Consider the following 26,436-nt stretch of genomic DNA (forward strand, 5'->3'; position numbering starts at 1 on the left):
CGGCGCGCAGCTGAACAGCGGGTGACGCATACTCGGCGCTCACGGACGGGAGGGTTCTGCCTTGCGATCGACGGTGCTCGGCGTCCTGACCCTTCTCGCGCTGGTGATCGCCGCCCCCGAGCCGCAGGGCTACGGCGGCACCCGCCAGATCGACGATCTCGTGCGCCGGTTGCCCGGGTTCGCGCTGGCCGCCACCGAGCGCCCGCCGAGCGAGCACGGCTATCACCGGCACGGCGTCTACCTGCTCTACCGCACGGCGGCCGTCCGCCCGGTCGGCGCCGGCGGCGTCTGGACGACGGGCACGACGGCCGGCGTCGAGCACTACGCGGCGTGGCAGGAGTTCGGGGCGCCGGGGTCGCGGGTGCTCGTCGTGGCTCCGCACCTGCCCGCGGGCGGCGGGCGCGCGGCCGACGCGACCCGGTGGCGCGAGACGCGGACGATGCTGCGCCTCGGCACCGCCCGGGCCCGCAGGTCGGGGGTGCCCGTCGTCTATGCCGGCGACGTGAACTCGAACGAATCCCGTACCACGCACGTGTTCGACGGGCCCGGTCTCGCGATGCGCGCCGCCGGCGTGGCGGACGCGCAGTACGTCGCGCAGCGGCGGTACGGGCTGCGGTACAACAGCGCCAACCAGTATCGCCGCGTGCCGCCCGCCTTCGGCGACAGCATCGACCGCGTCTTCGCCTCACCCGGCGTCGCGGTCGAGTCGGTCGCGGTGGTCGTGCGGCTGCGGGCCGGACGATTCGTCGGGATGATCCCGTCCGACCACAACCCCGTCGTGGCCCAGCTGCGCCTGCGGCGATGACCGGGCACGACGGGCATTAGGCTCACGCGACATGGGCGACTCCATGCCACCGTCGGCGGACTTCGATCTCGTGGGCAGCTATGCCCGCCGCCGCGGCGGCGACGCCGAACTGGTGTTCGCGCAGCCGACCGGTGACGTGCCCTCGGCGACCACGGTCGTGCTGCGGCGCAAGGACCGGGAGGTCACCGCCCGAGCCGCCGTGACCGAGCGCGCCGGACGCCCGGCGCTCGTCGCCACCATCGCCCGCGGCGAGCTCGCCGACGGCATCTGGGGCCTGCGCCTCGGCGCCGACGGACCCAGGCTGGCCGCGCGACTGCTCGTGCAGGGCGAGCGTCCGCTCGTGCTGCTGTGGGGTGCGGACGACCCGCGCTCGCGCGTGCCGCGTCCGTCGAACCCGCGCGACGCGCGTGGCCGCGCCATCGCCACCGCCGGCCGCGCCGCCGACGCGGCGATGCGCGTGCTTCCCGCCGATCGCGCGACGAAACTGCGCGGCAGCATCCGCAAGGCCGCCCGCCGCGCGCTCGGCTGACCGATCTCAGTTCAGGTGTGAGCGCCAGTCGGCCGGCACCCGTCCGGCTGGGCCCGGCACGGGCTGGCCGACGGGGTGCGCGTGCGGCGGGGCGAGCTCCGGTCCCGCGAGGCCCTCGTCGGTCGTGAAGTCGTAGAACCAGTCCTCGCCGGGCTCGAAGCTGGTGATCACGGTGTGACCGGTCTGCTCGTGGTGCCGCCGGGCGTGCTGCGAGGGCGAGGTGTCGCAGCAGCCGATGTGGCCGCACGTGGCGCAGCGGCGCAGGTGCACCCACCAACCACCGGCGCCGTCGCACTCGAGACAGCCCTCACCACTGGGAACGGCGGACGGGTCGATCGCGTCGGTCATCGCTGCTCTCCTTCTCGGGCCACGAGGTCCTGGTACTCGGGGTGCCGCCGGACGAAGGCGGCGATGAACGGGCAGATCGGGACGGCCAGGCGGCCGCGGGCCCGCACGTCGTCGAGGGCCGCGGCGGCCAGGGTGTTGCCGAGCCCGCGTCCGCCGAAGTCGGGCGAGATCTCGGTGTGCACGAACACGGTGCGGCCGTTGTCGGGGCCGTCGAGCCGGTAGACCGCGAAGCCGGCGAGGGTGCCGTCGACCGTGATCTCGTAGCGCTGCTCGTCCGGGTTGTCGCGGACGTCGACCTGCTCGCTCACGAGACCTCCCCCGGCCAGCCGGCGGTGCGCGCGGCGGCCTCGAAGGACGACCGCAGGAACGCCAGCAGCACCGCGTCGGGGTCGTCGGACGTGCGCACGGCGGCGTACGGCAGCACGAACTCGCCGAGCGCGGCATCGAAGCGGGCACCGGGCACCCCGAGATCGGTGTCGCGGTACCCGTCCGGTTCGGGATAGGCGTAGCTGTAGAAGACCCCCTCGCCGTCCGGCCCGGGCCAGTAGCCGGCGCTGGACAGCTCGGAGTCGTAGGCGTCGTGCATGACGCGGTCGGGGCAGTTCGGCACGCCACCGGGATGCTGCGGTGCGGGCCGCCCCGAGAAGCGGGTGACGGCGAGGTCGAACGCGCCCCAGAAGAAGTGCACCGGGCTCGCCTTGCCCCGATATTCTGCGCGGAACTGCGCAAACACCTCGGTCATGGCGACGAGGGCGGTCCAGAAGCGGCGCACGGCCTCGGGGTCGTAGGGGCGCGGCTCGCGGTCGTCCTCGAACGGCGTGACGTCGACCATCTCGGTGGGCGTCGTGTCGATCGGGACGGCGAGATCACCGAGCAGCTGTATGTAGCGGCCGTAGAAGTCGGCGACCGACTCCGCGCGCAGGGGCATCGTCCGCCGCTCGCCCTGCGTCGTGGTGAGCACCAGTTCGTGGTCGACGAGGTCGAACGCGAGCTCGAGGCCGCCGGGCATCAGACCCGTGGTCAGGCCGCGGGCGTTCACGAGCAGGGCGACGCCCCACGAGTGGTTCAGCGGCGGCACGAGCCCGAGCTTCGTCTTGCCCACGACCTGCGACCACAGGTGCAGCGCGTCACGGGTGCCCTGCCACTCGGACAGCGGCAGCTCGGGCCACCGGGGCGCGGTCACGCGGCACCCAGCGTGGCGTGCATCTCCCACACGAGGACCTCCGAGGGTTCGAGGGCCGTGACCCTACGCGCTCCGGCGAGGGTCAACCGGGCGGCGTCGCCCTCGAGCAGCGTCGGGCCGCCCTCGAGTTCGACACTGCCGAGCGCGACGAACAGGTGGGCGAACGGCGCGTCGGGAAGCTCCACGGTCCGGCCGGGCTGCAGCCGCGAGGCGTGCAGCGCCGCGTACTCGTTGGCGATGCGGATGGCGGTGTCGTCGGCGTGCTGCGGCATGCCCGAGGCCACCGGCACGAGCCCGGACGCCAGCCGGGCGTCGTCGATCTCGAGCTGCTCGTAGCCCGGGGTGATGCCGGCGGTGTCCGGCGGCACCCACATCTGGACGAAGCGCACCGGTTCGCGGGGGCCGTCCGACAGCCGGAAGGCGTCGTTCTTCTCGGAGTGCAGGATGCCGGTGCCGGCGGACATCCGCTGCGCGAGCCCGGGATAGATGACCCCGTTGTGGCCGGTGGAGTCCTGGTGCACGAGCGAGCCCCGCAGCACCCAGGTCACGATCTCCATGTCCTGGTGGGGGTGCGTCTCGAAGCCGGTGCCGGGCGTGACGACGTCGTCGTTGTTGACCAGCAGCAGGCCGTGGTGGGTGTTCGCGGGGTCCCAGCGGCGCGAGAACGAGAACGAGTGCTTCGAGTCGAGCCAGGACAGCTTCGTGGCGGCACGCTCGTCGGCCCGGCGGACGTCGACGCCCGGGTGCACCTGGATCTCGGTCATGGCAACTCCTCGTCGATGAACATGACACGTCATGTATCGGGTCGTCGGCGACGTTACATGACACGTCATCAACCGGGCAATAGGGTGACCCTGTGACGGGGTGGCTGAGCGACGACGAGCAGCGCGCGTGGCGGGCCTACCTGCAGATGTCCTCCCGGCTGACCGCGCACCTCAACCGCGACCTCAAGCAGCACGCCGACCTGTCACTGGCCGACTACGACGTGCTGGTGAACGTCCACGAGGCGCCGGAGGGCGGGCTGCGCGCGTTCGAGCTCTGCGACCTGCTGCAGTGGGAGCAGAGCCGCATGAGCCACCACCTGCGGCGCATGACGGCCCGAGGACTGGTCGCCTGCGCCGAGCCCACCCACGACCGGCGCGGACTGCTCGTCACGCTCACCGACCACGGCCGGCAGCGCCTGGCCGCGGCCGCGCCGGCGCACGTGGCGACCGTCCGCCGGGTGCTGTTCGACGCGCTCGACGACACCGAGCGCCGCACGCTGACCGAGATCGGCGAGCGGGTGATCGGGCGCATCGCGGACGACGCCGGCTGAGTCAGCGACGCTGCGGTGACGGCGTGACGATGCCGTGGTCGAAGGCGTAGACGATCGCGGCCGCGCGGTCGCGCAGCCCGAGCTTCGCGAAGACCCGTCCGATGTGGCTCTTCACCGTCAGCTCGCTGATGACCAGATCGGCGGCGATCTCGGCGTTCGTCCGTCCGTTGCCGATGGCGGCGAGCACGTCGCGCTCGCGTGCGGTGAGTTCCTCGGCGACCGTGCCGGGCGTCGGCGGCGCCGCGCGGTAGGCGTCCAGCACCCGGGACGTGACCGCGGGGTCCAGCCAGCTGTCCCCTGCCGCGACGGCCCGCACGGCGCGCATGAGGTCCTCGGCGGCGGAGTCCTTGAGCACGAAGCCCGCCGCCCCCGCGCGCAACGCCGCCGACAGCAGTTCGTCGTCGTCGAAGGTGGTGAGGACGAGCACCGGCGGGGCACCGGCGATGTCCTGCAGGCGGCGGGTCGCCTCGATGCCGTCGACCTGCTTCATGCGCAGGTCCATGACGATCACGTCGACCTCGTGGGCGGCGAGCGCGTCCGGGACGTCGGCCCCGTCGCCGCACTCTGCCACGACCGCGAACCCGTCGCGGCGCCGGAGGATGCGCTGCAGGCCCGAGCGGACGAGTTCCTGGTCGTCGACGAGCAGCACCCGGGTCGGCGCGGTCACGGAGCCACCCCGACACGCGCCCGGCGCGGCACGGTCAGTTCGACGACCCACCGTGCCCCCTCGACCCCCTCGACCCCGGCGCGCAGGTCCGCGCCGAGCTGCTCGGCCCGGGCCGCCATCCCGGGCAGCCCGCTGCCGCCGGCGGACGGTTCCCGCGGACCGTCCGGCAGCGTGTTGACGATCTCGAGCCGCAGGCCGTCCGGCGTCTCGTCGACGGTGACCGTCGCCCGCGCGTTCGGCGCGTGCCGGGCGATGTTGCCCAGCGACTCCTGGACGATGCGGAACAGCCCCAGCCCGGCGGACGGGCCCAGCGCACCCAGCTCGCCGGTGCTGTCGATCGTGACGTCCAGACCGGCGGCGCGGGAGCGCTCGACCAGCTCGGGGATGTCGGCGGCGCCGGGCAGCGCGTGGGCCTCGCTCGGGCCCGCAGCGAGCACCGCGACCGTCCGCCGCAGGTCACGCATCGCGGCGCGGCCGACACGCTCGGCCTCGGACAGCGACTCGACGGCGTCGGCGATGTCGGCGTGCTGCTGCAGCGCGTGACGGGCGGCGGTGACGTGCAGCAGGTTGATGCTCAGCGAGTGTCCGACGACGTCGTGCACCTCGCGGGCGAGGCGCTGGCGCTCGGCGAGCATCGCGCGCTCCTGCGCGTGCGCGGTGTTCTCGCGTTCGGCGCGCAGCGCGCGCATCTGCCAGCGCAGCGCGATGCCGACCTGGGCCGCGAGCACGACACCGATGGCGTAGACGCCGAGGTTGTCGAGGTGGTCCAGCGCCGCGGCGACGACCAGCACCCCGACGTCGACGGCCGCCGCGGTGAGGGCGACCGCCACGCCGAGGACGGCCGCCAGTTCACCGGCCGCGATCAGCAGCAGCAGCGGCGCCAGGTCGGGGCTCGCCGGATCGGTCAGGAAGAGCGCGACCGCCACGAGGGTCGTGGCCGACTCGACCAGCGGCATGAGCATGCGCGCCGTCAGACACCACAGCACCAGCGGCGACACCGTCAACACCGTCGCGAGCTGCACGGACACAGGGGCGTTCACAGCGCCCCGCTGCGCCCACGAAGCGACCGCGATCGCGACCGTCGCCAGCGTGGTGAACGCCGGGATCCACCAGGGGTAGGTCGCGCCCATGCGCTCGCAACTGCGCTCGATGCGCAGTTGCAGACGCCGCATGCCGGTCACCACGTGTCCACTCTAGGAACGGCGGCGGACGCCGCAATCCGGCCGCGGCAGGCATCACGTCTCCTACCTGGGTAGGAGAAGGAGTCGGTGCCGTGGTCCGACGCGCGACGCCGTCCGGGTGCCTAGCGTGGTCGGCAGGCGCCGTCGCGGCGTCCGACAGGAGGGTGTGGCATGAGCGTGGTCGAGGCCGGGCGGACGCCTGCGACGTTGCTGGAGACGTCGCGGACGGCCGTCGTGTGGGCGATGCGGTACGGCATCCAGGGTGTCGCGCTGCGGGCGGCGGCGAAGCGGGGCGACCCGATCGCGCGCTCGTCCGTCGACCCGGACGTCCTGGCCGACCCGGCGTCGCACTTCGCCGCGCTGCACGCGATGGGCCCGCTCGGCGGCAACCGGATGGTGCGGGCGACGGCCCGGCACGCGGTCGCCAACGAGGTGCTGCGTCACGAGCACTTCGCCGCCGACCCGGGCGCGGCGCCCTTCAAGCCGCTGAACCGGGTGCTGGCCGCGGCCGTCGACCCGAGCGCCCTCGGCCTCGTCGACGCGCCTTCGCTGCTGGCGGTGCACACGCCGCAGCACAGCCGCATCCGCAAGCTGGTCGCGCACGCCTTCACGCCGCGGGCGATCGCCCGGCACGCCGACACGATCCGGCGCGTGGCGAACGAGCTGCTCGACCGGGTGGACCCGTCCGGTTTCGATCTCGTCGAGTCGTTCGCGGCGCCGCTGCCGCTCACCGTGATCGCGGACATCATGCGGGTACCGGAGGACCGGCGGCCGGAGCTGCTGCGCATCGGCAACGAGGCGGCGCTGACGCTCGACCCCGCAGTCGGGTGGCGCGACTACCGCGTCGCCGACCAGGCGATCAGAGACGCGCACGCCTACCTCGACGAACACATTGCGGACATCCGCTCAAATCCGGGTGACGATCTGCTCAGCACGATGATCCGCGCCAACGAGGACGGCGACCGGCTCACCGACGCAGAACTGCGCGTCAACACGCTGTTGCTGCTCGGAGCCGGTTTCGAGACGACCGTCAACCTCATCGGCAACGCCGTGCCCCTGCTGCTCGACAACCCCGGTCAGCTCGACCGCTTGAAGGCGGACGCGAGCGGGTGGCCCAACGCGGTCGAGGAGACCCTGCGCTACGACGCGCCCGTCCAGGTGACCGTCCGCGTCGCCCGGCAGGACACCGAGGTAGCCGGGCAGAGGGTGCGGGCGGGCGAGTTCGTCGTGCTGATGCTCGGTGCCGCCAACCGCGACCCGGACGTCTTCGCCGACCCCGATCGCTTCGACGTCACCCGCGCCGAGGCCCGCCAGCATCTGGCGTTCTCGTCCGGCATCCACTACTGCATCGGCGCCCAGCTCGCGCGCATGGAGGCCGCGATCGCGCTCGAGACGCTCTTCGAGCGCTTCCCGGACCTGCGCATCACGGGTGCGCCGCGACGGCGGCGCACCCGTGTGCTGCGCGGTTTCGAGCACCTGCCGGTGGCGGCTCGTTAGGGTCGCTGCCCCGGCGCGTCGACGATGCCCGTCCGCAGAACCAGCTCCGGCTGCCCCTTGGCCTTGCCCGCCGCGCTGACGACCTGGAACCCGACGAAGTCGTGGGTGTCGGCGTCGAACACGAGCGCGTAGGAACCGGCCGCCATGCTCGTGCACGTGACGCCCACCAGCTGCCGACCACCGACGGGTGCGACCTTCACCGTGCGCAGACCGGAGCAGCTCTCGGTGTGACGCAGCAGCGCGGCGGTCGCCTTCGGCGAGATCAGGTCCTGGTGCAGCACCTGGACGATGATCTTGCCCTGCGCGCCGCCCGCCTTCGCGCCGGGGGCAATGCCTTCGAGATAGGCGTCCCACCGCGCCGGCACCGTGGGGGCATCCCCGCGGTAGTGCGGGACGTCGTTCAGGGTGCAGCTGCCGTCCTGCCCGCTGCCCGCGCTGAAGCTGCCGTTCTCGCAGCCGGGCACCCAGATGCGCACCCCGTCGGAGTTCACACCCTTGCCGGCCTGCCGTCCGCTCACGGACGTCCAGGTCGTCGCTTCGGTGGTGCGGACGTAGAAGTACTCGTCCGCGGCCGGCGTTCGCCAGGTCGTGGCCGCGTCGAGCGCGGTCGCCGCGTCGCCCAGGATCCGGGCTGCGCGTGAACCGGGCGCCGGCGTCGCCGACGTGGCCGGCGGCGCCGTCGTGCGTGCGGACGGCGACGTCATTGCCGGCCGGCTGCCGGCCTGGGTGCTCGGGCCGGACCCGTCGTGGACGGACAGCGCGAGCACCCCGCCGCCGACCGCGAGCACGGCGACCGCGGACGCGGCCACCAGCCCCCAGCGGGTGCGGTGGTGCACCGTGGTGACGGACGGTTCGGGTGCGTCGTCCGCACGTCGTTCGAGTTCGGCGAACGCGGCGTGCAGGTGGTCGAGATCGGACATCAGGCCTCCTCTGAGACGGAATGCAGGGCGGGTTCCTGCAGCTGCACCCGAAGCGTCGCGAGCGCTCGGGCGATCTGGCTGCGGACGGTGCCGGGCCGGCACCGGAGGTGGTCGGCGATCTCGTCGTCCGCCATCCCGGCGTAATAACGCAGCACGACCGCCGCCCGCTGCTTCGGCGGCAGATTTTCGAGCCGGCGGATCATCGCGTCGCGTTCGGCGTACGCGCTCGAGACGTCGGTGACGGCGCCCGGGTCGACGTCCGCCCGCGGCGACGTGCGGGCGACACGGCGGTGCCACGAGGTGTAGTCGTTCACGACCATGCGGCGGACGTACGCGTGCGGGTGCGCCAGCCCACCGATGTGGTCCCACTTCTCGTACACGCGGTCGAGCACGTCGCTCACGATGTCCTGCGCCAGCCACACCTGGCCGCTCAGCACGGTGGCGAACCGCAGCAATGCCGGGCGTTGCTCACGGACGTAGTCGTCGAACGTCACTGACCCTCCTTCGCATGATCGTCGTCCACCAACGCGCGGCGGCGCGAATGTGCTGCACGGCAGTAGCGTGGAATCCATGGCAGATCGACTCGAAGGAACCGTCGCGCTCGTCACCGGCGCGAGCAGCGGCATCGGACACGCCACGGCGCTCGAGCTCGCGCGGCTCGGCGCCAAGGTGGCCGTCGTGGCGCGGCGCCGTGACCGGCTCGACGAACTCGCCGGGCGTATCGGCGACGACGCGCTCGTCATCGAGGCGGACGTGACCTCGCAGCGGGCCGCCACCGACGCCGTCGCGCAGGCGGCCGAGCACTTCGGCCGGCTCGACACCGTCGTCGCGAACGCCGGCGTCATGCTGCTCGGCCCGATCGTCGACGCCCCGCTCGAGGAGTGGGAACGCATGGTCGACCTGAACGTGAAGGGCCTGCTCTACACGGCGCACGCGGCGCTGCCGCACCTGCTGTCGGCCGCGCAGTCCGAGCCCCGCAACGTCGCCGACCTGGTGCTCGTCAGCTCGGTCGCCGGCCGCGTCGCCCGCAACGGCAGCGGTGTCTACAACCTCACCAAGCACGGTGTCGGCGCGTTCGGCGAGTCGCTGCGACAGGAGGTCACCAAGCGCCACGTGCGGGTGTCGCTCGTCGAGCCCGGCGCCGTCGCGACGGAGCTGACCGATCACCTGCGCGACGAGGTGCGTCCGCAGACCATGAAGCGGTTCGCGGACATGGAGCGCATGGAGGCCGAGGACATCTCCGACGCCATCGCCTACATCGTCACGCGCCGCCGTCGGGTCGCGATCAACGAGCTGCTGATCCGTCCGACGGAGCAGGACGCATGACGCGTCAGCCGAGCGCCCGCAGGTAGCTCGAGAACCCGAGCGGCGCGCGGCCGACCGTCCGGACGCTCGTCGACACCGGCTGCTCGGCGCTCCGGCGGACGTCGAGCCCGGCGGCGACGGCGCGGGCGGCCAGGTCGACGTCCTCGTCCGTGACGAGCGGACGCCAGCCCCCGAGCGCGAGCAGCGCGTCGCCGCGCACCCCGAGGTTCGCGCCGTGCACGTGCGGGTGGCCGGGTACCGGGGAGTACTCCGACCGCCACGCCGACCACAGCTCGGGCGCAAGCCCGGCCGCGGGCACGATGGTGCCGAGCGCCAGGTCGGCCCCGGACACCGCGAGGTCGAGCTGATGCGCCAGCCAGCCGACCGGCACGGTCGAGTCGGCGTCGGTGTTGGCGAGCCACGTCCGCGAGGGGTCACGACCGTCGAGGGCGGTCGTCGCCCCCACCGCCCGCGCGGTGCCCACGCAGCCGGCGATGCTCTCGACGGCGGCGACGTCCGGATGGGTCGCGACGATGCGCGCGGTCGCGTCGGTGCACCGGTCGAGGACGACGACCACGCCCGTCCGTACCCGGTCCGCGACGAGGGCACGCGCCTCGGCGAGCGCGTCGAGGCAGGCACCGATCCGGGCCTCCTCGTCGTTCGCGGGCACGACCACCACGAGCTCGTCGATCACGGGACGATCCCCTCGGCCGCGGCCACGGACTCGCCGCTGCGGTTCCACACGTGCAGCAGGAAATCGGCCTCGGTGTGCTCGACGACGGGACGCAGACCGGCGCCGAGCGCGGCGTGGACGTCCGGCGCCGAGTAGGGGTGGGCAGGAGCCGGGTGACGCCAGTGGCAGGCGACGAGGACGCCGTCGTCCGTCAGCGACGACCCGACCCTGGACGCGAGTTTGCGCAGATCTGCGCAGTAGTACCCGACCTCGCTCAGGACGATGAGGTCGAACTGCCCGTCCGGCCACTCCTCGGGGATGACGCCGAGGCGGACGGACACCGACGGCACGTGCCCGAAGCGCTCCGTCGTGCGCGCGACGGTCGCCGCCACCGCGTCGGTGGCGACGACCGACCCGCATCGCAGCGCGAGCTCCGCGGTGAGGGCGCCGTTGGCGCACCCCGGTTCGAACGCGCGACGGAAGCGTTCCCGCGGCAGCGCGGCCAGCAGCGCCGCCCGCTTGCGGCGTTCGTAGAACCGGGACTCGAGACCCCAGGGGTCGTCCGCCTCGTCGTACAGCTGCTCGAAGTACCCGACGGGGGTGTCACGGCGTTCGAGCACGAACACCTCGTCGGTACCCGTGAAGTGCTCCAGCACGAACGGTTCGAGCACCGCGCCGTCCTCGGGCGCCGGCGACAGCGGGCGGTTCTGGCTCTCGTGACGATCGAGCGCGCGCGCCTTGACCGTCCGCACGTCGTCGTCGAGCGGCACCCGCACCGCGTCGCGCAACAGGTCGCCGGAGCCGGCGTCGCCCCAGTGCCACGCCCAGATCGGGTACTGCCAGTGCACCAGACCGTGCCGGGAGGCGACGATGCGCCCGGCGTCGGCACACGCCTCGTGGTCGGGGTGCCCGTCGGCGCGCCAGGGCGTCACGAGATGGGTACAGCCCGGCACCCACTGCCCGAGCGCGACCACCAGCTTCTCGACGCGCTCCGACAACCCGCCGTCGGGCAGGTCCAGATGATCGACGGCGGCGTCCGGGGCCAGCACCGTCAGCGCCTCGCGCAGTTCGCGCCGGCGGATCGCGGCGAGCCGCTGCGGGGTGTGCGTGGGCGAGTCCGGGTGCGAGCCCTCCCCGTGGGTGGCCACGACGACGGTCACCTGCGCCCCGCGGCGGGCGGCCGCGGCGATCATCCCGCCGGCGCCGAGCGTCTCGTCATCCGGGTGGGCGGCGAGCACCAGCAGGTGGTCGCCCCGCCCCGGCGCCGGTGCCACCGGCAGCGCGGCGATCGCGTCGCGCCAGGCGGACGCCGGCGTCCCCGGCACGCGGTGGTCGAAGCTCACCGGGCCGTCCCCTCGCCGTCGAGCAGCGCACTGCCGAGAGCGGCGAGATCCCGCTCGGCATGGTGCTGGCGCACGTAGAGCTCCAGGTCCGCCACGCGCGCCGCGTGGTCGGCGTCGAAGGCGAGCGGGGCCGGTCCCATCGCGTGACCCGCCGCGCGCACCACGCGTTCGACGGCGTCGGCGACCACGGACCGCACCAGCAGCGCGAGGGTGGCGCCCGCGGCGCCGTCCGCCCGTCCGGCGTCGACGTCGACGGCGGCGTCGGCGAGCACGGCCCGCGCCCCGTGCAACGCCACCTCGACCGCCCCGAGCTGCATCGCGGTGAGGTCGTCGCGGCGTCGGGACGCGAAGCGGCGCAGGGTCGCGGCGACGCCGAGCGCCCCACCGAACCAGCACGCGGCCACCCCCATGCCACCCCAGGCGAAGCCGGGCCGCGTTAGGTACCACCCCGCGTCCCCGACCGGCTCGGCCGGTGTCCCGGCGAGGTCCAGGGGCACGCTCGTGACCGTCCGCAGACCCCGGGCGACCCAGCCGTCGGCCGGACGGGCCGTGACGGACGGGTGCCGCAGGTCGACCCGGAAGAGGCGCCTGCCCTCGGCCACGTGGGCGGTGACCAGGGCGTGGTCGAGCACGCCGCCGAGGGAGCACCAGGGTTTGGTGCCCCGCAGCCGCACCGCGCCGTCCACCTGCTCGGCGACGAGCCGGTCGGTCGGGGTCTCGGCCGCGAACACGCCCCAGGTCCCCGTCGGCGGCGGCGCGCCCGCCTCGTCGAGGATGGCGAGCGCGTCCGAGTGCGCCTCGAGCACCCGGGCCGCGGTGAGGTTGACGCGTGCCACCTCGGTGAGGACGGCCCACCGTGCCGCGGTGGCACCACGCCCGGGCGGCGGCAGGCGGCGGCCGGCGTCCGCGGCGAACGCGAGCAGGGCGTCCAGGTCCTCGCCGGCCTCGGCGGCACCGGCCACGGCGTCGGCCGTGTCGGCGGGGGCGAGAGGGTACGACGACGGCACGGGAACTCCTCGGGCTGGGAGCTTGTGCCGCGTCTCGACGCTGTCCGTTCTACCGGAACAGCAGCACCGCCTAACCGCTCAGAGCACGTCCGCGAACGCTGCCCGCACCTGCGCGGCGGTCGGGCCCTTGCGCTTGCGGCGCAGCCGCTGCAGTTCGGTCCAGCCGCTGCTGCCCAGCAGCCGGTGCGGGTTCATCGCCCGCGAGCGGGTCAGGATCTCCTCGGGCACGTCCTGCGGGTCGGCGTTGACGGCCTGCTCGACCCACTCGTCGTACTCCGGCAGCACCCCGTCGCGGGTCGCGTCGGGGCACAGCACCATGACCAGCCCGGTCGGCTTCGTGTTGAGCTCGATGACGACGAGGTCCGGACGCAGCGTCCGCAGCGCCTCGGCCGCCTTGTAGACGTCGCCGGTCCACGCGGATGTGTGGCGGTAACGGGCGGCCTCGTCGACGTTGCGGGGCAGCATGTCGTCGAAGACGATCACGCTGGCGGGGGTGGTGAACCGCTCGACCGCCAGGTAGTCGCGCAGCGCGTACTCGGCCAGGTGCATGCCGTCGATGAACGCGAGGTCGACGACGTCGAGCGGCAGCTGCGCGAGCGGGCGCTTGCGCGCGAAGAACTCGTCGCTGGACGTGCGCGCGAGGTGCACCGGGGCGAACAGCTCGCGGTTGATCGCGAACTCGGGGTCGATACCGACGCTCGGGGTGCGAGACAGCGTGATGCTCTGCCCCTTGTGGATGCCGGTCTCGAGGTACGTCCGTGGCGCCAACTGGTCGTGCAGCGACTGGAGGAACTCGTGCCGGGTCATCGTGGCCGTGACCGCTGCTGCCATTCTCCGCGTCCTCCCGCTCGTGAGCGTCCCTACGATAGCCAGGTCGGGTCGGACGGATGCGAGGGAGACACCGGGTGCGGACGGCACTGATCGGCCACACCGGGTTCGTGGGCAGCAATCTCGCCGCAGCGCACCCGTTCACAGACGTCTACAACACCGCGAACATCGCCGACCTGCGCGGGCAGCGCTACGACCTCGTGGTGTCCGCCGCCGCCCGCGCCGACTCCCACCGCATCAACAACGACGGCGCGGCCGACCTCGCGGAGATCGACGAGTACCTGTCCGTGCTGACCTCGGTCGACACCGACCGGCTCGTGCTCATCTCGACCGTCTGCGTCTACCCCGGCGGCACGACCCCGGACGAGTCCACCCCGCTGTCGCCGGACGGCCTGACGCCGTACGGCGCGAACCGGCTGCACATGGAGCGCGTGCTCGCCGAGCGGTTCGCGACGCTGCCCGTCCGCCTGCCGCAGCTGTACGGACGGAACCTGAAGAAGGGCATCGTCCACGACCTGCTCAACGACTACCGGGTCGAGTTCATCCGCCCGGACGGGTTGTTCCAGTACTACGACCTGCGCCGCCTCTGGGACGACATCGGCGTCGCCCTCGACCACGGCCTCGACGCACTGAACATCGCCACGCCGCCGCTGCGCAGCGACCGCGTCGCGTCCGAGGTGTTCGGGGTCGACATCGCCGGCCAGCAGGTGCCGGGCGAGGAGTCGCCGTTCTCGCGCATGTACACGCGCGACATGCGCACCGCGCACGCCCACCTGTACGGCGGGCCGGACGGCTACCTGCACGACGAGGCCACCGAGCTGGCGGCGTTGCGGTCATTCGTCGCCGAACGCCGCGGCTGAGGGCCGCGTGCGAGGATCGCGGGCGTGTACAACTCCCGGAAGGTCTCGGCGATCATCACCTGCGCCGGTCGCGGCGTGCGGTTCGGCGGCAACAAGCTGCTGGTGAAGATGAACGGCGTCACCGTGCTCGAGAAGACGGTGCGCGAGTTCGTGCACCCGAGCATCGACGAGGTCGTCGTCACGATCAGTCCGGAGAACCGCGAGGAGTACTCGCGGATCCTCATCGAGAAGGCGGGCCTGCCGGTCACGCTCGTCGACGGCGGCGAGGAACGCTTCGTCTCGGCGATGAACGGGCTGCAGGCCACCACCGGTGACCTCGTCTGCGTGCACGACGGGGTGCGTCCGTTCGTCAATGCCGAGCTCATCGACCGCGCGCTCGCGGCCGGTGACGAATACGGTGCGGCGATGCTCGGCACCAAGACCGTCGTGCAGCTCAAACTCGTCGACGAGGACGGCTTCATCGAGGGCTCGCCCGACCGCTCACGCAGCTGGCTCGGCCAGACCCCGCAGGTGTTCCGCCGCGAACTGCTCGAGAAGGCCTACTCCGCCGCGCTCGCCGACCGCTACGCCCGCGTGAGTGACGACGCCGACCTGGTCGCCGAGTACTGCGGCCACAAGGTCAAGATCGTCGAGTCCGAGGACTACAACATCAAGATCACCACGCGGACGGACCTGCTCATCGCCGACCAGATCATGGCCCAGGCCGACTGGGAGTGAGCCGTCCTGCGTCCGTGACGACCGGCGGCGCTGAGGTTCGGCGGCGTTGAAGACCGGCGGCGCTGACGACCGGCGGCGCTGACGACCGGCGGCGCTGACGACCGGCGGCGCTGAGGTCCGGCGGCGCTGACGACCGGTGGCGCTGACGACTCGCCTCCCCGATGACAGGCGTCCCGCTGTGTCCCGTGGGTCCGTCCGGCCGAGCGAGCCCGTTCGTGCGGGTGCCCGGCCCACCCCCCTTCCGCGTTCCTCCTGACCTGCCTCCGCAGTGGAAGCAGGTCAGGAGGAACAACAACGGGGTCGGGGCCCGGGGCCCGGACGTCATGAGTGCCGCCGGTTGGGACCGGCCGCGGACGCCGGGCGCACCGCCTCGGTCAGTCGGCCGCAGCCGACAGCCGCATCGCGCCGGACGCGTCGACGACGACGTCGATCTTCGCCGGCACCGAACGTCCGTGGAACTCCAGCGCGAGCGGATGGGTGCCCCGCGGCGCGCGCAGCTCGGCGACCAGCCAGGCGCCGTCCGCCCGGGTCTCGATGCGCGCCGGGGTGGGGTCACCACCGCCGACCGTGACGCGGCCGCGGATGACCGTGCCCTCCCGGGACGTGAGCGAGGCGAACGGCAGCTCGAGCGACGCCGCGTACGGGCGCCGGCCGAGCAGCGATCGCTTGGGCGCGGGCAGCGACCGGATCACCGCGCGCGACAGGTCCGGCGGGGCCGACCCGATCAGGCTGCGGTTCTTCTGATCGATGTCGAGGGCGAGCATCCCCGACTTGTTGCGGTAGACGACGTACACGTGTCCGCCGAACACGGCGTTGCGTGACGCGGTGCGGGTGCGCAGGCCGCGCTGGTTGATCGTGCCGACGAGCTCGTTGCGCGCGGAGAGGTCCCAGGTCCGTTCGTCCAGCGGACGTCCGAACGCGGCGGTCCGCGGGTCGAGCGTCGCGGTCGCCGTCACGGTGACGTCCGGACGGCCGCCCACGTCGACGATCGACGTCTCGTGCGCACCGGGCAGCATCCACACCACCGCGCTGTCGCGACCGCGGACGGCGATGCCGGTGCGGGCGGCCGCGAGCGCGGCGGTCATGTCCAGCGCGGCGTCGGGCAGCTCGGCGGCGATGTCGGCGGGCAGGTCGCGCACCACGCGGTCGCCGTCGAAGCGCAGCGCGAGGGGCTTGTCGCCCGACACCCTCCACTGCGACTCGGCGGCGATGCGGACGACGTCGCCGTCCCACTCGACCGCGGTGGTGGTGCTCAGACCGACGAGACCGGCGTCGACCTGCACGTAGCGTTCGAGCAGGTCCCACCGGCCCGCGCGCAGCAGCACCGCACGCCCGAGCTGCGTCGGTGTCAGCACGGCGTCGAGCTCGGTCGGGATCATCGCCACGATGTCGGCGACCATGTCCTGGACATCGGCACGCACGTCCGGCTCCGCCCGGAACACCGCCGCGAGCGGCGCGAGCACGCGGCTGCGGTACTGGTGGGCGAGCATGAGCCGCCACTGGCCGCGCAACGCGTCACCGGCGAGCTTCTCGTCGGTCTGCACGACGATCTCGCGCACCCAGCGCCAGAACTCGCGCAGGTCCTTGCCGTAGGACGACGACGCCGTGCCGCCGTCGCGCACCCAGTGGTAGAAGGGCGTGTCGGCCATCGTGCTGACGACGGACGCGTGCCGGGCGACGTCGAGGTTGAAGAAGACGTCCTCCCACAGCACCCGCCGTCCCTCGGGGAAGCGGATGCCGTGCTCGAGCAGGAATTCGCGCCGGAACAGCTTGTGGGGGTTGGTCGGGATCAGCGGGTGCACGTCGGTGCGGCCGAGCACGTTGTCGGCGTTGGCCTCGTAGGTCTCGAGCGCCCACTTGCTCTGGTCGGTGCGCGTCTCCTTGCCGTTCAGCACGTCGGCGTGCGTCCGCGCGGCCATCGCGTACCCGGCCTCGAGGGCGCGCGGGTAGAGCTGGTCGTCGTGGTCCATGAACAGCACGTACTCGCCGCGCGCGAGGTCGAGCCCCACGTTGCGGGGACGGCTGGGCCAGCCCGAGTTCTCGATGCGTTCGATGCGGACGTTGCGGTGCCGGTCACGGATGCGCTGCAGCCGCTGCCACGTGTCGTCCGGCGACCCGTCGTCGACGAAGATCACCTCGAAGTCCGAGACGGGCATCGTCTGCTCGTCGAGCGAGCGGACGAGACCGTCGATGCGGTCGCCCGGCGCGTAGGTGGGGACGACGATCGAGACCTTCGGGCCGGGCACCGGTGAGGTCACTCGGTGCGTTCCCCGCGCGCGGCCTCGTCGGCGATGCGCCTGACCAGCGCGCCGCCGTCCGGCGGCGGCACGGTGCCGAGCGCCGCCGCGTTCGTGCGCGCCCAGTCGAAGACGGCGTCGTAGAGCTCGGCCACGCGCCGGTTGTCGCGGCGCAGCTCGTCGATGTCGCGACGCAGCGCGCGGATCTCGCGCTCGTAGTCGATGAAGCGGGCCGGTCCCTGCTCGAACTCCTGGTCGAGGGACGACAGCGTGCGGATGTTGTGCAGCGTGCGCGGGGCCAGCCGCTGCGCCTGCCGGGTGAGGAACGCCTTGATGGCCATGTGCTCCCTGCTCTCAGACCCAGATCACGGCGGACACCGTGTTCCGTGTGCCGTGGGGGGTGTCGCGCTCGCGGTCGGCGAGCACGGTCATGCCGAGCTTCCAGCGCCACGCCTCGCGCCGCAGACCCGGCACGCTGACGTGCCAGGTCTCGGGGTTCGCGGCGATGCGGCCGACCGGGTTGGCGTCCCAGCTCGCGAGCAGGCACGACGAGTGGTCGAGCACGCCGCGCAGCATGGTGAACAGATCGGACCGGCCCAGCTGCGGCATCTCCTGCAGCAGCTCGCGGGCAAAGAAGTACGGCCGCTGCCCGCTCGCGATCAGCTCGAGGCCGAACGTGACGAGCGAGTGCCGGTCGTTGAGGTTGAGGAAGCGGTACTCGACGTTCTCCGGCTGCGTGCGGCGCGCGACGCGCAGCGCCTCGAGGCTGTAGTCGACGCCGAGCACCCGGTGCCCGGCGGCGGCGAGGTGCTCGGCCTGCCGGCCGTCCCCGCAGCCCAGGTCGACCACGAACGAGTTCGGCGGCAGCAGTCGCAGCATGCGGTCGGCGTCCTCGAACTCCCCCGGACGGCTCGGTCGCCGCTCCTCGACCTGCTGCCAGCGCTTCTCCCAGAACACCCGCTGCCGGTTGAAGACGCCGAAGGAGTTCTCGAAGCGGCGCAGCGTCGACCGCGGCGTCTTCCACTGGAACGACGGGTCGGGCACCAGCCAGTCGGGGCCGTAAGCGAACTCGCACCACGCGGACGGCTCCGCCGGGGCCGGCAGCGTCACGCCGTCGACCTCGATCGTCGACTGCGGCAGCAACTTCTCGAGCGGCAGGTCCCCGCGCAGCGCGAACGGCTGGTTGTAGAGGCCGTCGGGCGAGTGGTAGCCGGTGAAGATGTCGATGTAGTGGTCGATGCGCCCGTCCGCGGCGAAGAAGACGAGCTCGAGGTGGGCGTGGCTGTGGCGCACGACCGTGTACCCCGCGTCCGTCAGCCGTCGCTCGACCTCGAAGCTGACGAGCGTGACGTCCTCGGGGTTCGACTTGTCGCACCAGTACGCAAAATCGACGTCGTCGTCGTGGGGCAACAGGCCCCCCGAGCGCAACGCACCGAGCAGCGTGCCGCCGACGATGTAGATCGGGTAGCCCCACTGCTGCATCCGCTCGGCGAGTTCGACCGAACCGGCGAGCAACCGCTGCTGGACCCCCGACTCGTTGCCCTCGAACGTCGGGCCGAGCCGGTTCCACTTGTCCATCGTCAACCGACGGCCCTGGGCGTCGACCATCTCGACCCGCTTGCCGCGGGAGCGCGCGGGGTCGAAACGCACCTCGGCGGAGCCCAGCTCGTCGCCCGTGGCCGAGTCGCGCACCGACAGGGTCGTCGCGCCGTGCAGGTGCGGGGTGATCGCGCGGTGCCACCGCACGTACCGGCTGCCGCCGCGGCCGACCTCGTCGGGCAACTTCACCGACCAGATGCGGTGGCCGTCGAAGAACACGTCGACGGTGCCGACCGGACGGTCGCCGGTACGGACGCGGAACCCGCGCCGCGTCGCGGACACGTTGCCTCTCACGCCTCACCCACCTCGATCTCGCCGGCGGTCAGATTGTCCCGCCGCACGTCGACCACCTGGCCGGTGCTCGCCGACGTGATGACGTCGAGCACGGTGCCCGCGACCGTGCGGCTGTCGAGCAGCATGTGGTCGGGCTCGTCGCCGAACGCCTGCTCGCGCATGGGCGTGCGGGTGCGCTCGGGGTTGACGACGTTGACGTGCACGCCGGCGTCGGACCACTCGTCGGCCAGCGCCTGGGCGAGGTTCACGATCGCGGCCTTGGTGGCCGAGTACAGCGCGTACCCGGCACGGCCGCGGGTGTACGAGCTGGAGGTGAACAGCACCAGGTGACCACTGGTCGCGCGCAGCGGCGCCGCGCAGGCCCGGGCCACGTTGACGGCGCCGACGAGGTTGACGTCGAGCACGGCGCTCACGTCCTCGTCCGGCAACTGGGCGAGCGGGCCGGTGACCAACCGTCCGGCGGTCACGACGACGGCGTCGATGCGCCCGTCGGTGGCGAGCACCCGCGCGACGGCGTCGGCCACCGAATCGGCACGCTCGACGTGGGTACCGGTGCTCGAGCGGCTGAACGCGTGCACGGTGGCGCCCGCCCCGGCGGCGAGGGCGGCGACATCGGCGCCGATGCCGTGGCTGCCGCCGAACACGACGACGACCTTGCCGGCCAGGCGCTCGCGGTGGCCACGGCCCGGCGGGTGCGAGGCCAGCTGGAAGAGCTTGTCGACGAGGAACACGTCGATCGGGTACGTGATCTTCATGTTCTGCTCGGCGCCCGCGACCACGTGGATGGGCACGTCGGGCAGGTAGCGCAGCACCACTCCGCAGTCGTCGGTGGCGCTGAAGTCGGGGTCGTCCTGCGCGAGCTCGTACGCCCGGCGGATCGTCCGCAGCCGGAACGCCTGGGGCGTCTGCCCGCGGCGCAGGTGCGCCCGCTCGGGGATGTCGACGATGCGGTCGGCGTCGTCGACGCGGATGATCGTGTCGGCGGCCGTGATCGCCACGTCGACGGCCTCGAACGAGCCGAGCGCGGCGACGCAGTCACGGACCACGCGCGCCGGCAGCAGCGGGCGGACCGCGTCGTGCATCAGCACGTAACCGTCCTCGTCGGGGATGGCGGCCAGGGCGCGGCGGGTGGAGTCGTTGCGGTCGGTGCCGCCCTCGAGCACGCGGGTCACCTTCGGCAGCTCGTCGCGGCCGACCAGCAGCGGCTCGACCTCGGGGATGAAGTGGGCGGTCATCATCACGATGATCTCGTCGATCTCGGGACACTCGTGCAACGCGGCCACGGCGTGCTCGATGACGGTGCGCCCGGCGACCTTGAGCAGCTGCTTGGGGCGGTCGAGGCCGACGCGGCTGCCCGTGCCGCCGGCGAGAACGACGGCAACCGTGCGCGGACGTCCGTCCGGCGTCGGACGGGTCATGCGCCCGTCCGACGGGCGGGGGCGGGAGGCGTCACCCTGTTAGGCTCCCCCGCGTCGAGAGCGGGCGGACGAGGGCTGCGCACCCGCGCGATTCTGCCCTATCGCCCCGGATCGCCTCTGGCGGGAGAGCGGGTCCGATCCCGTGGTGACGGTTCGGTGGTGACGGTTCCGTGGTGAACCTCGCGTTCGAGCTGTCGACCGACGACGACTCCCGCCCGCCGCTGCGACGGGGCCCGGTCATCGGCGCCTCCGTGCTCGCCTTCCTCGGCGCGTACGCCGCGCTGCTGCTGTTCGCGGCCGTCCCGCTGCGCTGGTGGACCGTCGCCGCCGCGGCCGCCGTCCTCGTCGGCGAGGTCGTCATCGACCGGCGCCTGCCGGCCGCGGTGTGGCTGCTCGCCCAGTTGCAGCTCGGGCTCGCGGTCCGGGCGGTGCTGCGGGGCGTCGCGGTCGTGCTGCTCGCCGTCCGCCTCGGGTACAACGGCGTCACCGCCGTGGTCGTCGCGACAGTCATGGTCGTCGTGCTCGGCAACGCGGTCACCGCTGCGATGGCCCAACTGCTCGGGTACCTGCGCCGCCCGCCGGTGCTCGCCACCGGGCTGCCGCTGCGGCTCGGCGACGTGCCGGGGGCGCCGCCCACCGCCTTCACCGGACGCGCCGCGGCCGCCCCGCTGGTCGAGGTGATCGCGGCCGCGTCGGTCGTCGCGGCCGACGTCAGCTCGGCCGGCAGCGACCGCGTGCTCGCCGTCACCGGCCTGCTCGTCGCCGCGGTGCTCGCGCTCGTGCCCGCCGTCGTGAGCACGTTCCACACCCTGCGGCTGCTGCGCACCCGCCCGCGCGAACGCGTCCCCGCCGCGATCGCGCGCGAGCTCGAACGGCTGCGCCCGACGACGGTCGTGTACTTCGGCGACGGTCCCGAATGGCAGTACCAGCTCGAGCAGTGGCTGCCGGTGCTCGAACGGCTCGACCGTCCGGTCATCGCGCTCGTCCGCGAGCGGGAGGTGCTGCGGACGCTGCCCCCGACCACCGTGCCGGTGGTGTGCGTCCCGCTCGCCGCCACCCTGCTGGGCATGCCCCTGCCGTGGCTGCGCGCGTCGCTGTTCGTGGGCAACAACGCCTCGAACCTGCATCTGCTGCGCCGCCCCGAACTGCGCAGCTCGTTCATCGGGCACGGCGACAGCGACAAGGGCGCCAGCTCGAACCCGTTCAGCCGCGTCTACAACGAGATCTGGGTCGCAGGCGAGGCCGGCCGGCTGCGCTACCGCGCGGCCGGTGTCGACGTCCCGGACGACGCGTTCGTCGACGTCGGACGGCCGCAGCTCGCCGAGATCCCGCGGGTCGCCGACGACGAGCCGATGCTGACGGTGCTGTACGCGCCGACCTGGGAGGGCTGGGGCGAGTCGTCCGACCACTCGTCCGTGCCCACCGTCGGACCTGCGCTGGTCCGCGACCTGCTGGCCCGGCCGGGCGTGCGCGTCATGTACCGCCCCCACCCACGCATCGGGCATCTCGACCGCGCGACCCGGCAGGCGCACGGGGAGATCGTCCAGTTGCTGCGGGCGGCCGGCGCGGGACCGTCGGCCCCGCCGAAGCCGAGCCGCGGATCGACGGCCGACGCGCTGGAGCGCACGCTGCAGTGGCCGGCGTCCGACCGCGGGTACCGCGTGGCGCTCGACCGCTGGCAGGACGACTTCTGGCGGCAGCGTCCGCGTCACCGCGTGCTGACCGAACCCGCCCCCGACCTGTACGACTGCTTCCGGCACTGCGACGTCCTGATCAGCGACGTCTCGAGCGTGACGTCCGACTTCCTGGCCGCCGACCGGCCGTACGCCGTCGTCAACGTGCTCGACGAGTCGGACGCCGCCTTCCGGACACGGGCCGGTGTCGCCGCGGGCGGCTTCGTGCTGCGCCCCGACCTGAGCACCCTCGACGACGTGCTGGCCGCCGCGCGCGGCGAGGACCCGACGGCCACGGCCCGCGCCGTGACCCGGGACCGGCTCGTCAGCTGCTACGGCGACGAGGCGCTGGCGCGCTTCCGGGCCGCCGTCGACCGCCTCGTGGCGCGCGACTGACGCGCGTCGACCGTCCGCCGGCCGATCCGGCCACATCTCGCATCGCGGCCCGACTGGTATACAGGCGAGACCGGCACGTCACCTTCCGGACATCCGCGTCCGAGTCTCGGAGCACCATGGCCATCCCCGCCCAGGTCCGTCGGCCGGCGGGGATCGCCCGCCGCGCAGTCAACCGCCGACGCAACGCCGTGCGCCGGGCCCTCCATCCGGACGCCCAGGGGCTGCACCTCGTGCACGACCCGGTGTTCCTGCTCAGCCCCGTGCGCTCCGGCTCGACCCTGCTGCGGTCCATCCTCAACAGCCACAGCGCGATCTGCGCGCCGCACGAGATGCACCTGATGACGCTGTCGGTCGGCACCGACAAGCAGTACGCGCTCGACTCGTGGGAGGCGCTGGGTCTCGACACCGACCTGCTGGCGAACGTCCTGTGGGACCGGGTGCTGCACCTGAACCTGACGCGCAGCGGCAAGCGGGTGATCGTCGACAAGACGCCGCAGAACGCCCGCATCTGGAAGCGCATTCACGAGTTCTGGCCCGACGCCCGCTACCTGCACCTGCGCCGCCATCCCGCGGCGATCCTGCGCTCGCTCGAACGCGCGCAGGAACACGTGTCCCGGGCGACGCACCTGCGCACGGTCACCAACTACGGCACCTGGCTCGACGAGGCCCGCGACGCACTGCCGGGGCCCACCGTCCGCTACGAGGACCTGTTGCAGCAGCCGGCCGAGACCATGCGCGAGGTCTGCCGGTACCTCGGCGTCCGCTTCCAACCGAGCATGCTCGAGTACCGCAGCACCAACAGCCGCGCCGGCCTCGGCGACTGGTCGGACGCGATCCGCTCGGGCCGCATCCAACCGCTGGAGGAGCTGCCCGAGGAGGCCGACGTCCCCGAGGAGTTGCTCGACCTGACCCGCCGCTGGGGTTACTGAGCTCACCGCGCCGGGGCATGACCTCGGCATGACGACTCTCGCGATCATCGGCGCCGGACGGGGCCTGGGGGCGGCGGCCGCCCGCCGGTTCGGCCGGGAGGGCTTCTCGGTCGGACTGGTTGCGCGCCACCGCGGACGGGTCGACGCGCTGGCCGCCGAGCTGCGGGCGGACGGAGTCGAGGCGGCGGGGTTCACCGCGGACGTGCGGCAGCCGGACACGCTCGCCGCCGCCCTCGAGCAGGTCGCCGAGACGCTCGGTCCGGTCGAGGTGCTGCAGTACAGCCCGTTGCCGCAGAAGGACTTCATGCGGCCGGTCCTCGAGACCACCCCGGCCGACCTGCGCGGACCGGTCGAGTTCTCGATCTACGGCTCGGTCGCCGCCGTGCACCAGGTGCTGCCCGGTATGCGGTTCCTCGACGGCCCGCGCGGCACGATCCTGTTCGTCAACGGCGGGTCGGCGGTGACACCCGGACGCACCGTCACCGGCACGTCCGTCGCGTTCGCCGGGCAGGCCGCCTACGCGCGATTGCTGCACGACGAGCTGGCCGGCGAGGGCATCCACGTCGCCCAGCTGGTCGTCCCGGGGCAGATCGTCGCCGGTGACCCGCACAAGGACCCCGACGTGCTCGCCCGACACCTCTGGGACCTGCACGCCGACCGTTCGCAGTTCCGCCACGTCGTCGGCGAGCGCGACGCCTGAAAACCGACGAAGTGTGGCACAGGAACCACCTCGGTTTCACTCAGAGAACGCCTGGAAGGCGCACGGTTACTGGATCCATGAGCGAACCCGACCAGAACCCTGCCGACGCGGCGGCGCGACAGCCGTACCCCGCCGCTCCCCACTACGACCAGACCAGCCCGCAGCCGTCCGAGCAGTGCGCGCAGGCCGCGCACCCGCCGTACCCGCAGGCTCATCCGCAGCCCTACCCGCAGCCCTGGCCGCCGGTGCGGTACGACCCGTATGCGGGTGCCGGGCAGTGGGTGCAGTACCCCGACCCGTACGCGCGGTTCCACCCGCCGCAGCCGGGTCGGCAGGCCGAGCCGCCGACCGGGCCGAGCCGCGGCCGGCGGACGCTCGTCGGCGCCGCCGCGGTCGTCGCCGCCGCCGCCCTGGTCGCGTCCGGGTTCGGCATCGGACGAGCGGTCGACCGGACGGACGGCAACGGTTCGGTCGCCGGCGGGCAGGACCCGACGCAGCAGGACCCGACGCAGCAGCAGCCGACGTTCCAGCTGCCGGACCTGTTCCCCGGCGGCGGCTCGGGCGGCGGCACCGGGTCGGGCAGGTCGTCCAACCCGACGGCCACGGCGACGCAGCAGAAGGGCATCGTCACGATCGTCTCGACGCTCGGCTACCAGAACGCGCAGTCGGCGGGAACCGGCATGATCCTGAGCTCGGACGGCGAGGTGCTGACGAACAACCACGTCATCTCCGGCGCCACCAGCATCAGGGTCACGGACGAGACCACCGACAAGTCGTACCGGGCGACGGTCGTCGGCACCTCGCCCGCGAACGACGTGGCGGTGCTCAAGCTGAGCAACGCGTCCGGGCTCACGACCGCGAGGGTCGGCGACGCCTCGGACGTCTCCGATCTCCGGGTCGGTGACGCGGTCACCGGTGTCGGCAACGGGGGCGGCACCGGCACACTCACCGCGGCGTCCGGCAAGGTCACCGCCCTCGAGCGCACGATCACCGCGACCGACGAGGACGGCAGCAACTCCGAGCGGCTCACCGGGCTGATCCAGACCGACGCCCCCATCGTCGCCGGCGACTCGGGCGGGCCGTTGTACGACAGCGACGGCGACGTCGTCGGCATCGACACCGCCGCCGCCACCGGCAACGGCACCAACACCGGACGGGCGTCCGTCGCCTACGCGATCCCGATCGACGACGCGCTGACGCTGGCCGACCAGATCGAGCGCGGCGTCGAGACCAGCTCGGTGCACATCGGTCTGCCCGCCTTCATCGGCGTCGGCGTCGCCGACGCGACCACCGGCAACGGCGCGGGCATCACCTCGGTGCTGGAGAACGGTCCGGCCGCCAAGGCCGGCATCACCGCGGGTTCGGTCATCACCGCCGTCGGCGGCAAGTCCGTGAACGACGCCGCGTCGCTCAAGACCCGGCTCGCCGCGTACGAGCCCGGACAGAAGGTCACGTTGACCTGGAACGACACCCAGGGCCGACAGCGCACGGCGACCGTCACCCTGGCCACCGGCCCCGCCGACTGACCCACCCGTGCCGGGCGCACGCTCGTCGACGGGGCGTCCCGCGCTGCGGGGCGCCCCGTCCGCGTTCCCCACCGCGGAGCCGCCTCGGCGAACCGGCCCGGCCCACCTCGGTCCGCGGGCGCGCAGGTCACCCCGACGACGACCCACGTACGGGGTCGTGTCGAAACAATTGAGACCCCTTCACGAGACCCCTTCACGAGACCCCTTCACGAGACCCCTTCACGAGACCCCTTCAGGCTGGACTCCGAGGCGTTCGTCCGGCTCCGGGCGCGATCTTCATGGCCCGGCGGCGGCATGACGACGCCAGTCCCTCGACGTCGGCGGCCGACCCGTGAAGCCCACTCGTGAAGCCCACTCGTGAAGCCCACTCGTGAAGCCCACTCGTGAAGCCCACTCGTGAAGCCCACTCAATTGTTCTCGTCCGAGGTGTGCCGACAGGAGGAACGGGACCCGCGCGGGCGCGCTCATGGCCCGGTCGCCGCGACC

At 73.0% G+C, this 26,436-nt stretch carries 27 protein-coding genes; 11 read left to right on the forward strand and 16 right to left on the reverse strand.

Annotation, left to right across the window (positions count from 1 at the left end; all coding sequences use genetic code 11):
* Positions 1-61 precede the first annotated feature (61 nt).
* A complete protein-coding gene (locus ACYVP9_RS09700) occupies positions 62-805 on the forward strand; it encodes an endonuclease/exonuclease/phosphatase family protein (RefSeq protein ID WP_460604584.1) in 744 nt (247 codons plus the stop codon).
* Between the two features lie 31 nt (positions 806-836).
* Positions 837-1,334 (forward strand): hypothetical protein, encoded by a 498-nt coding sequence (locus ACYVP9_RS09705; RefSeq protein WP_460604585.1) that lies wholly within the window; start codon positions 837-839, stop codon positions 1,332-1,334.
* 6 nt (positions 1,335-1,340) lie between these two features.
* On the opposite strand, the gene ACYVP9_RS09710 is transcribed toward ACYVP9_RS09705, so the two are convergent.
* Genes ACYVP9_RS09710 through ACYVP9_RS09725 form a run of 4 tightly spaced genes read right to left on the reverse strand, consistent with a single transcriptional unit; the run spans position 1,341 to position 3,629 of the window.
* Positions 1,341-1,682, reverse strand: a complete 342-nt coding sequence (locus ACYVP9_RS09710; RefSeq protein WP_460604586.1) for a ubiquitin carboxyl-terminal hydrolase family protein — start codon at positions 1,680-1,682, stop codon at positions 1,341-1,343.
* Positions 1,679-1,990, reverse strand: coding sequence for a GNAT family N-acetyltransferase (locus tag ACYVP9_RS09715; RefSeq protein ID WP_460604587.1), 312 nt, complete (start codon positions 1,988-1,990; stop codon positions 1,679-1,681). The genes ACYVP9_RS09710 and ACYVP9_RS09715 overlap by 4 nt, the downstream gene beginning before the upstream one ends.
* Positions 1,987-2,865, reverse strand: coding sequence for a DUF5996 family protein (locus ACYVP9_RS09720; protein ID WP_460604588.1), 879 nt, complete (start codon positions 2,863-2,865; stop codon positions 1,987-1,989). The genes ACYVP9_RS09715 and ACYVP9_RS09720 overlap by 4 nt, the downstream gene beginning before the upstream one ends.
* Positions 2,862-3,629, reverse strand: a complete 768-nt coding sequence (locus ACYVP9_RS09725; protein WP_460604589.1) for a pirin family protein — start codon at positions 3,627-3,629, stop codon at positions 2,862-2,864. The genes ACYVP9_RS09720 and ACYVP9_RS09725 overlap by 4 nt, the downstream gene beginning before the upstream one ends.
* Positions 3,630-3,721: 92 nt before the next feature.
* On the opposite strand from ACYVP9_RS09725, the gene ACYVP9_RS09730 reads away from it, so the two are divergent.
* Positions 3,722-4,180, forward strand: coding sequence for a MarR family winged helix-turn-helix transcriptional regulator (locus ACYVP9_RS09730; RefSeq protein ID WP_460604590.1), 459 nt, complete (start codon positions 3,722-3,724; stop codon positions 4,178-4,180).
* A 1-nt stretch (position 4,181) separates the two neighbouring features.
* Here ACYVP9_RS09730 and ACYVP9_RS09735 read toward each other — a convergent pair whose 3' ends face one another.
* Entirely contained in the window at positions 4,182-4,847 is a 666-nt protein-coding gene (locus tag ACYVP9_RS09735) for a transcriptional regulator (protein WP_460604591.1), read from the reverse strand.
* The gene (locus ACYVP9_RS09740; RefSeq protein WP_460604592.1) at positions 4,844-6,031 is read right to left on the reverse strand and encodes a sensor histidine kinase; all 1,188 of its coding nucleotides are present in this window, start codon (positions 6,029-6,031) and stop codon (positions 4,844-4,846) included. Before ACYVP9_RS09740 ends, ACYVP9_RS09735 begins: the two co-directional genes overlap by 4 nt.
* 168 nt (positions 6,032-6,199) lie before the next feature.
* On the opposite strand from ACYVP9_RS09740, the gene ACYVP9_RS09745 reads away from it, so the two are divergent.
* Complete coding sequence (locus ACYVP9_RS09745; RefSeq protein ID WP_460604593.1) at positions 6,200-7,525, forward strand: cytochrome P450; 1,326 nt, start codon at positions 6,200-6,202, stop codon at positions 7,523-7,525.
* On the opposite strand, the gene ACYVP9_RS09750 is transcribed toward ACYVP9_RS09745, so the two are convergent.
* Positions 7,522-8,445: a hypothetical protein gene (locus ACYVP9_RS09750; protein ID WP_460604594.1), complete on the reverse strand. Its 924-nt coding sequence runs from the start codon at positions 8,443-8,445 to the stop codon at positions 7,522-7,524. The two genes, ACYVP9_RS09745 and ACYVP9_RS09750, sit on opposite strands and share 4 nt — an antisense overlap.
* Positions 8,445-8,939, reverse strand: coding sequence for a SigE family RNA polymerase sigma factor (locus ACYVP9_RS09755; RefSeq protein ID WP_460604595.1), 495 nt, complete (start codon positions 8,937-8,939; stop codon positions 8,445-8,447). Before ACYVP9_RS09755 ends, ACYVP9_RS09750 begins: the two co-directional genes overlap by 1 nt.
* Positions 8,940-9,015: 76 nt before the next feature.
* On the opposite strand from ACYVP9_RS09755, the gene ACYVP9_RS09760 reads away from it, so the two are divergent.
* On the forward strand, positions 9,016-9,771 hold the full coding sequence (locus ACYVP9_RS09760) for a Rossmann-fold NAD(P)-binding domain-containing protein (RefSeq protein WP_460604596.1): 756 nt from the start codon (positions 9,016-9,018) through the stop codon (positions 9,769-9,771).
* A gap of 4 nt (positions 9,772-9,775) precedes the next feature.
* Here ACYVP9_RS09760 and ACYVP9_RS09765 read toward each other — a convergent pair whose 3' ends face one another.
* The 4 genes from ACYVP9_RS09765 to ACYVP9_RS09780 all read right to left on the reverse strand — a co-directional run bounded on the left by ACYVP9_RS09765 (position 9,776) and on the right by ACYVP9_RS09780 (position 13,604).
* Entirely contained in the window at positions 9,776-10,444 is a 669-nt protein-coding gene (locus ACYVP9_RS09765; protein WP_460604597.1) for a glycosyltransferase family 2 protein, read from the reverse strand.
* Entirely contained in the window at positions 10,441-11,766 is a 1,326-nt protein-coding gene (locus ACYVP9_RS09770) for a bifunctional PIG-L family deacetylase/class I SAM-dependent methyltransferase (protein WP_460604598.1), read from the reverse strand. The genes ACYVP9_RS09765 and ACYVP9_RS09770 overlap by 4 nt, the downstream gene beginning before the upstream one ends.
* Entirely contained in the window at positions 11,763-12,773 is a 1,011-nt protein-coding gene (locus ACYVP9_RS09775) for an acyl-CoA dehydrogenase (RefSeq protein ID WP_460604599.1), read from the reverse strand. The genes ACYVP9_RS09770 and ACYVP9_RS09775 overlap by 4 nt, the downstream gene beginning before the upstream one ends.
* Before the next feature lie 78 nt (positions 12,774-12,851).
* Positions 12,852-13,604, reverse strand: coding sequence for a class I SAM-dependent methyltransferase (locus tag ACYVP9_RS09780; RefSeq protein WP_460604600.1), 753 nt, complete (start codon positions 13,602-13,604; stop codon positions 12,852-12,854).
* A gap of 74 nt (positions 13,605-13,678) precedes the next feature.
* Between ACYVP9_RS09780 and ACYVP9_RS09785 the strand changes: the two genes are divergently transcribed.
* Both ACYVP9_RS09785 and ACYVP9_RS09790 read left to right on the forward strand, forming a co-directional pair.
* Positions 13,679-14,461 (forward strand): Rossmann-fold NAD(P)-binding domain-containing protein, encoded by a 783-nt coding sequence (locus ACYVP9_RS09785; RefSeq protein ID WP_460604601.1) that lies wholly within the window; start codon positions 13,679-13,681, stop codon positions 14,459-14,461.
* 24 nt (positions 14,462-14,485) lie between these two features.
* Entirely contained in the window at positions 14,486-15,178 is a 693-nt protein-coding gene (locus ACYVP9_RS09790) for an IspD/TarI family cytidylyltransferase (protein WP_460604602.1), read from the forward strand.
* A 374-nt stretch (positions 15,179-15,552) separates the two neighbouring features.
* On the opposite strand, the gene ACYVP9_RS09795 is transcribed toward ACYVP9_RS09790, so the two are convergent.
* Genes ACYVP9_RS09795 through ACYVP9_RS09810 form a run of 4 tightly spaced genes read right to left on the reverse strand, consistent with a single transcriptional unit; the run spans position 15,553 to position 20,726 of the window.
* Positions 15,553-17,436: a glycosyltransferase family 2 protein gene (locus ACYVP9_RS09795; protein ID WP_460604603.1), complete on the reverse strand. Its 1,884-nt coding sequence runs from the start codon at positions 17,434-17,436 to the stop codon at positions 15,553-15,555.
* Complete coding sequence (locus ACYVP9_RS09800) at positions 17,433-17,756, reverse strand: hypothetical protein (RefSeq protein WP_460604604.1); 324 nt, start codon at positions 17,754-17,756, stop codon at positions 17,433-17,435. Before ACYVP9_RS09800 ends, ACYVP9_RS09795 begins: the two co-directional genes overlap by 4 nt.
* 13 nt (positions 17,757-17,769) lie before the next feature.
* The gene (locus ACYVP9_RS09805; protein ID WP_460604605.1) at positions 17,770-19,308 is read right to left on the reverse strand and encodes a methyltransferase domain-containing protein; all 1,539 of its coding nucleotides are present in this window, start codon (positions 19,306-19,308) and stop codon (positions 17,770-17,772) included.
* Complete coding sequence (locus ACYVP9_RS09810; RefSeq protein ID WP_460604606.1) at positions 19,305-20,726, reverse strand: SDR family NAD(P)-dependent oxidoreductase; 1,422 nt, start codon at positions 20,724-20,726, stop codon at positions 19,305-19,307. Before ACYVP9_RS09810 ends, ACYVP9_RS09805 begins: the two co-directional genes overlap by 4 nt.
* A 173-nt stretch (positions 20,727-20,899) precedes the next feature.
* Between ACYVP9_RS09810 and ACYVP9_RS09815 the strand changes: the two genes are divergently transcribed.
* From ACYVP9_RS09815 to ACYVP9_RS09830, 4 genes are all read left to right on the forward strand, one after another.
* Complete coding sequence (locus ACYVP9_RS09815; RefSeq protein ID WP_460604607.1) at positions 20,900-22,795, forward strand: hypothetical protein; 1,896 nt, start codon at positions 20,900-20,902, stop codon at positions 22,793-22,795.
* 116 nt (positions 22,796-22,911) lie between these two features.
* Positions 22,912-23,724, forward strand: a complete 813-nt coding sequence (locus tag ACYVP9_RS09820; protein WP_460604608.1) for a sulfotransferase family protein — start codon at positions 22,912-22,914, stop codon at positions 23,722-23,724.
* A 28-nt stretch (positions 23,725-23,752) separates the two neighbouring features.
* Positions 23,753-24,424, forward strand: a complete 672-nt coding sequence (locus tag ACYVP9_RS09825) for a Rossmann-fold NAD(P)-binding domain-containing protein (protein ID WP_460604609.1) — start codon at positions 23,753-23,755, stop codon at positions 24,422-24,424.
* A gap of 77 nt (positions 24,425-24,501) precedes the next feature.
* Positions 24,502-25,950 (forward strand): S1C family serine protease, encoded by a 1,449-nt coding sequence (locus ACYVP9_RS09830; RefSeq protein WP_460604610.1) that lies wholly within the window; start codon positions 24,502-24,504, stop codon positions 25,948-25,950.
* Positions 25,951-26,436 lie beyond the last annotated feature (486 nt).

It is taken from the genome of Jatrophihabitans fulvus, from assembly GCF_054781375.1.

Bases quoted from the DNA above. Each gene is read 5' to 3' on its own strand.
- ACYVP9_RS09745 (WP_460604593.1), top strand. From the start codon at position 6,200: ATGAGCGTGGTCGAGGCCGGGCGGACGCCTGCGACGTTGCTGGAGACG.
- ACYVP9_RS09825 (WP_460604609.1), top strand. From the start codon at position 23,753: ATGACGACTCTCGCGATCATCGGCGCCGGACGGGGCCTGGGGGCGGCG.
- ACYVP9_RS09750 (WP_460604594.1), bottom strand. From the start codon at position 8,445: ATGTCCGATCTCGACCACCTGCACGCCGCGTTCGCCGAACTCGAACGA.
- ACYVP9_RS09830 (WP_460604610.1), top strand. From the start codon at position 24,502: ATGAGCGAACCCGACCAGAACCCTGCCGACGCGGCGGCGCGACAGCCG.
- ACYVP9_RS09780 (WP_460604600.1), bottom strand. From the start codon at position 13,604: ATGGCAGCAGCGGTCACGGCCACGATGACCCGGCACGAGTTCCTCCAG.
- ACYVP9_RS09710 (WP_460604586.1), bottom strand. From the start codon at position 1,682: ATGACCGACGCGATCGACCCGTCCGCCGTTCCCAGTGGTGAGGGCTGT.
- ACYVP9_RS09800 (WP_460604604.1), bottom strand. From the start codon at position 17,756: ATGGCCATCAAGGCGTTCCTCACCCGGCAGGCGCAGCGGCTGGCCCCG.
- ACYVP9_RS09810 (WP_460604606.1), bottom strand. From the start codon at position 20,726: ATGACCCGTCCGACGCCGGACGGACGTCCGCGCACGGTTGCCGTCGTT.
- ACYVP9_RS09760 (WP_460604596.1), top strand. From the start codon at position 9,016: ATGGCAGATCGACTCGAAGGAACCGTCGCGCTCGTCACCGGCGCGAGC.
- ACYVP9_RS09820 (WP_460604608.1), top strand. From the start codon at position 22,912: ATGGCCATCCCCGCCCAGGTCCGTCGGCCGGCGGGGATCGCCCGCCGC.
- ACYVP9_RS09725 (WP_460604589.1), bottom strand. From the start codon at position 3,629: ATGACCGAGATCCAGGTGCACCCGGGCGTCGACGTCCGCCGGGCCGAC.
- ACYVP9_RS09705 (WP_460604585.1), top strand. From the start codon at position 837: ATGGGCGACTCCATGCCACCGTCGGCGGACTTCGATCTCGTGGGCAGC.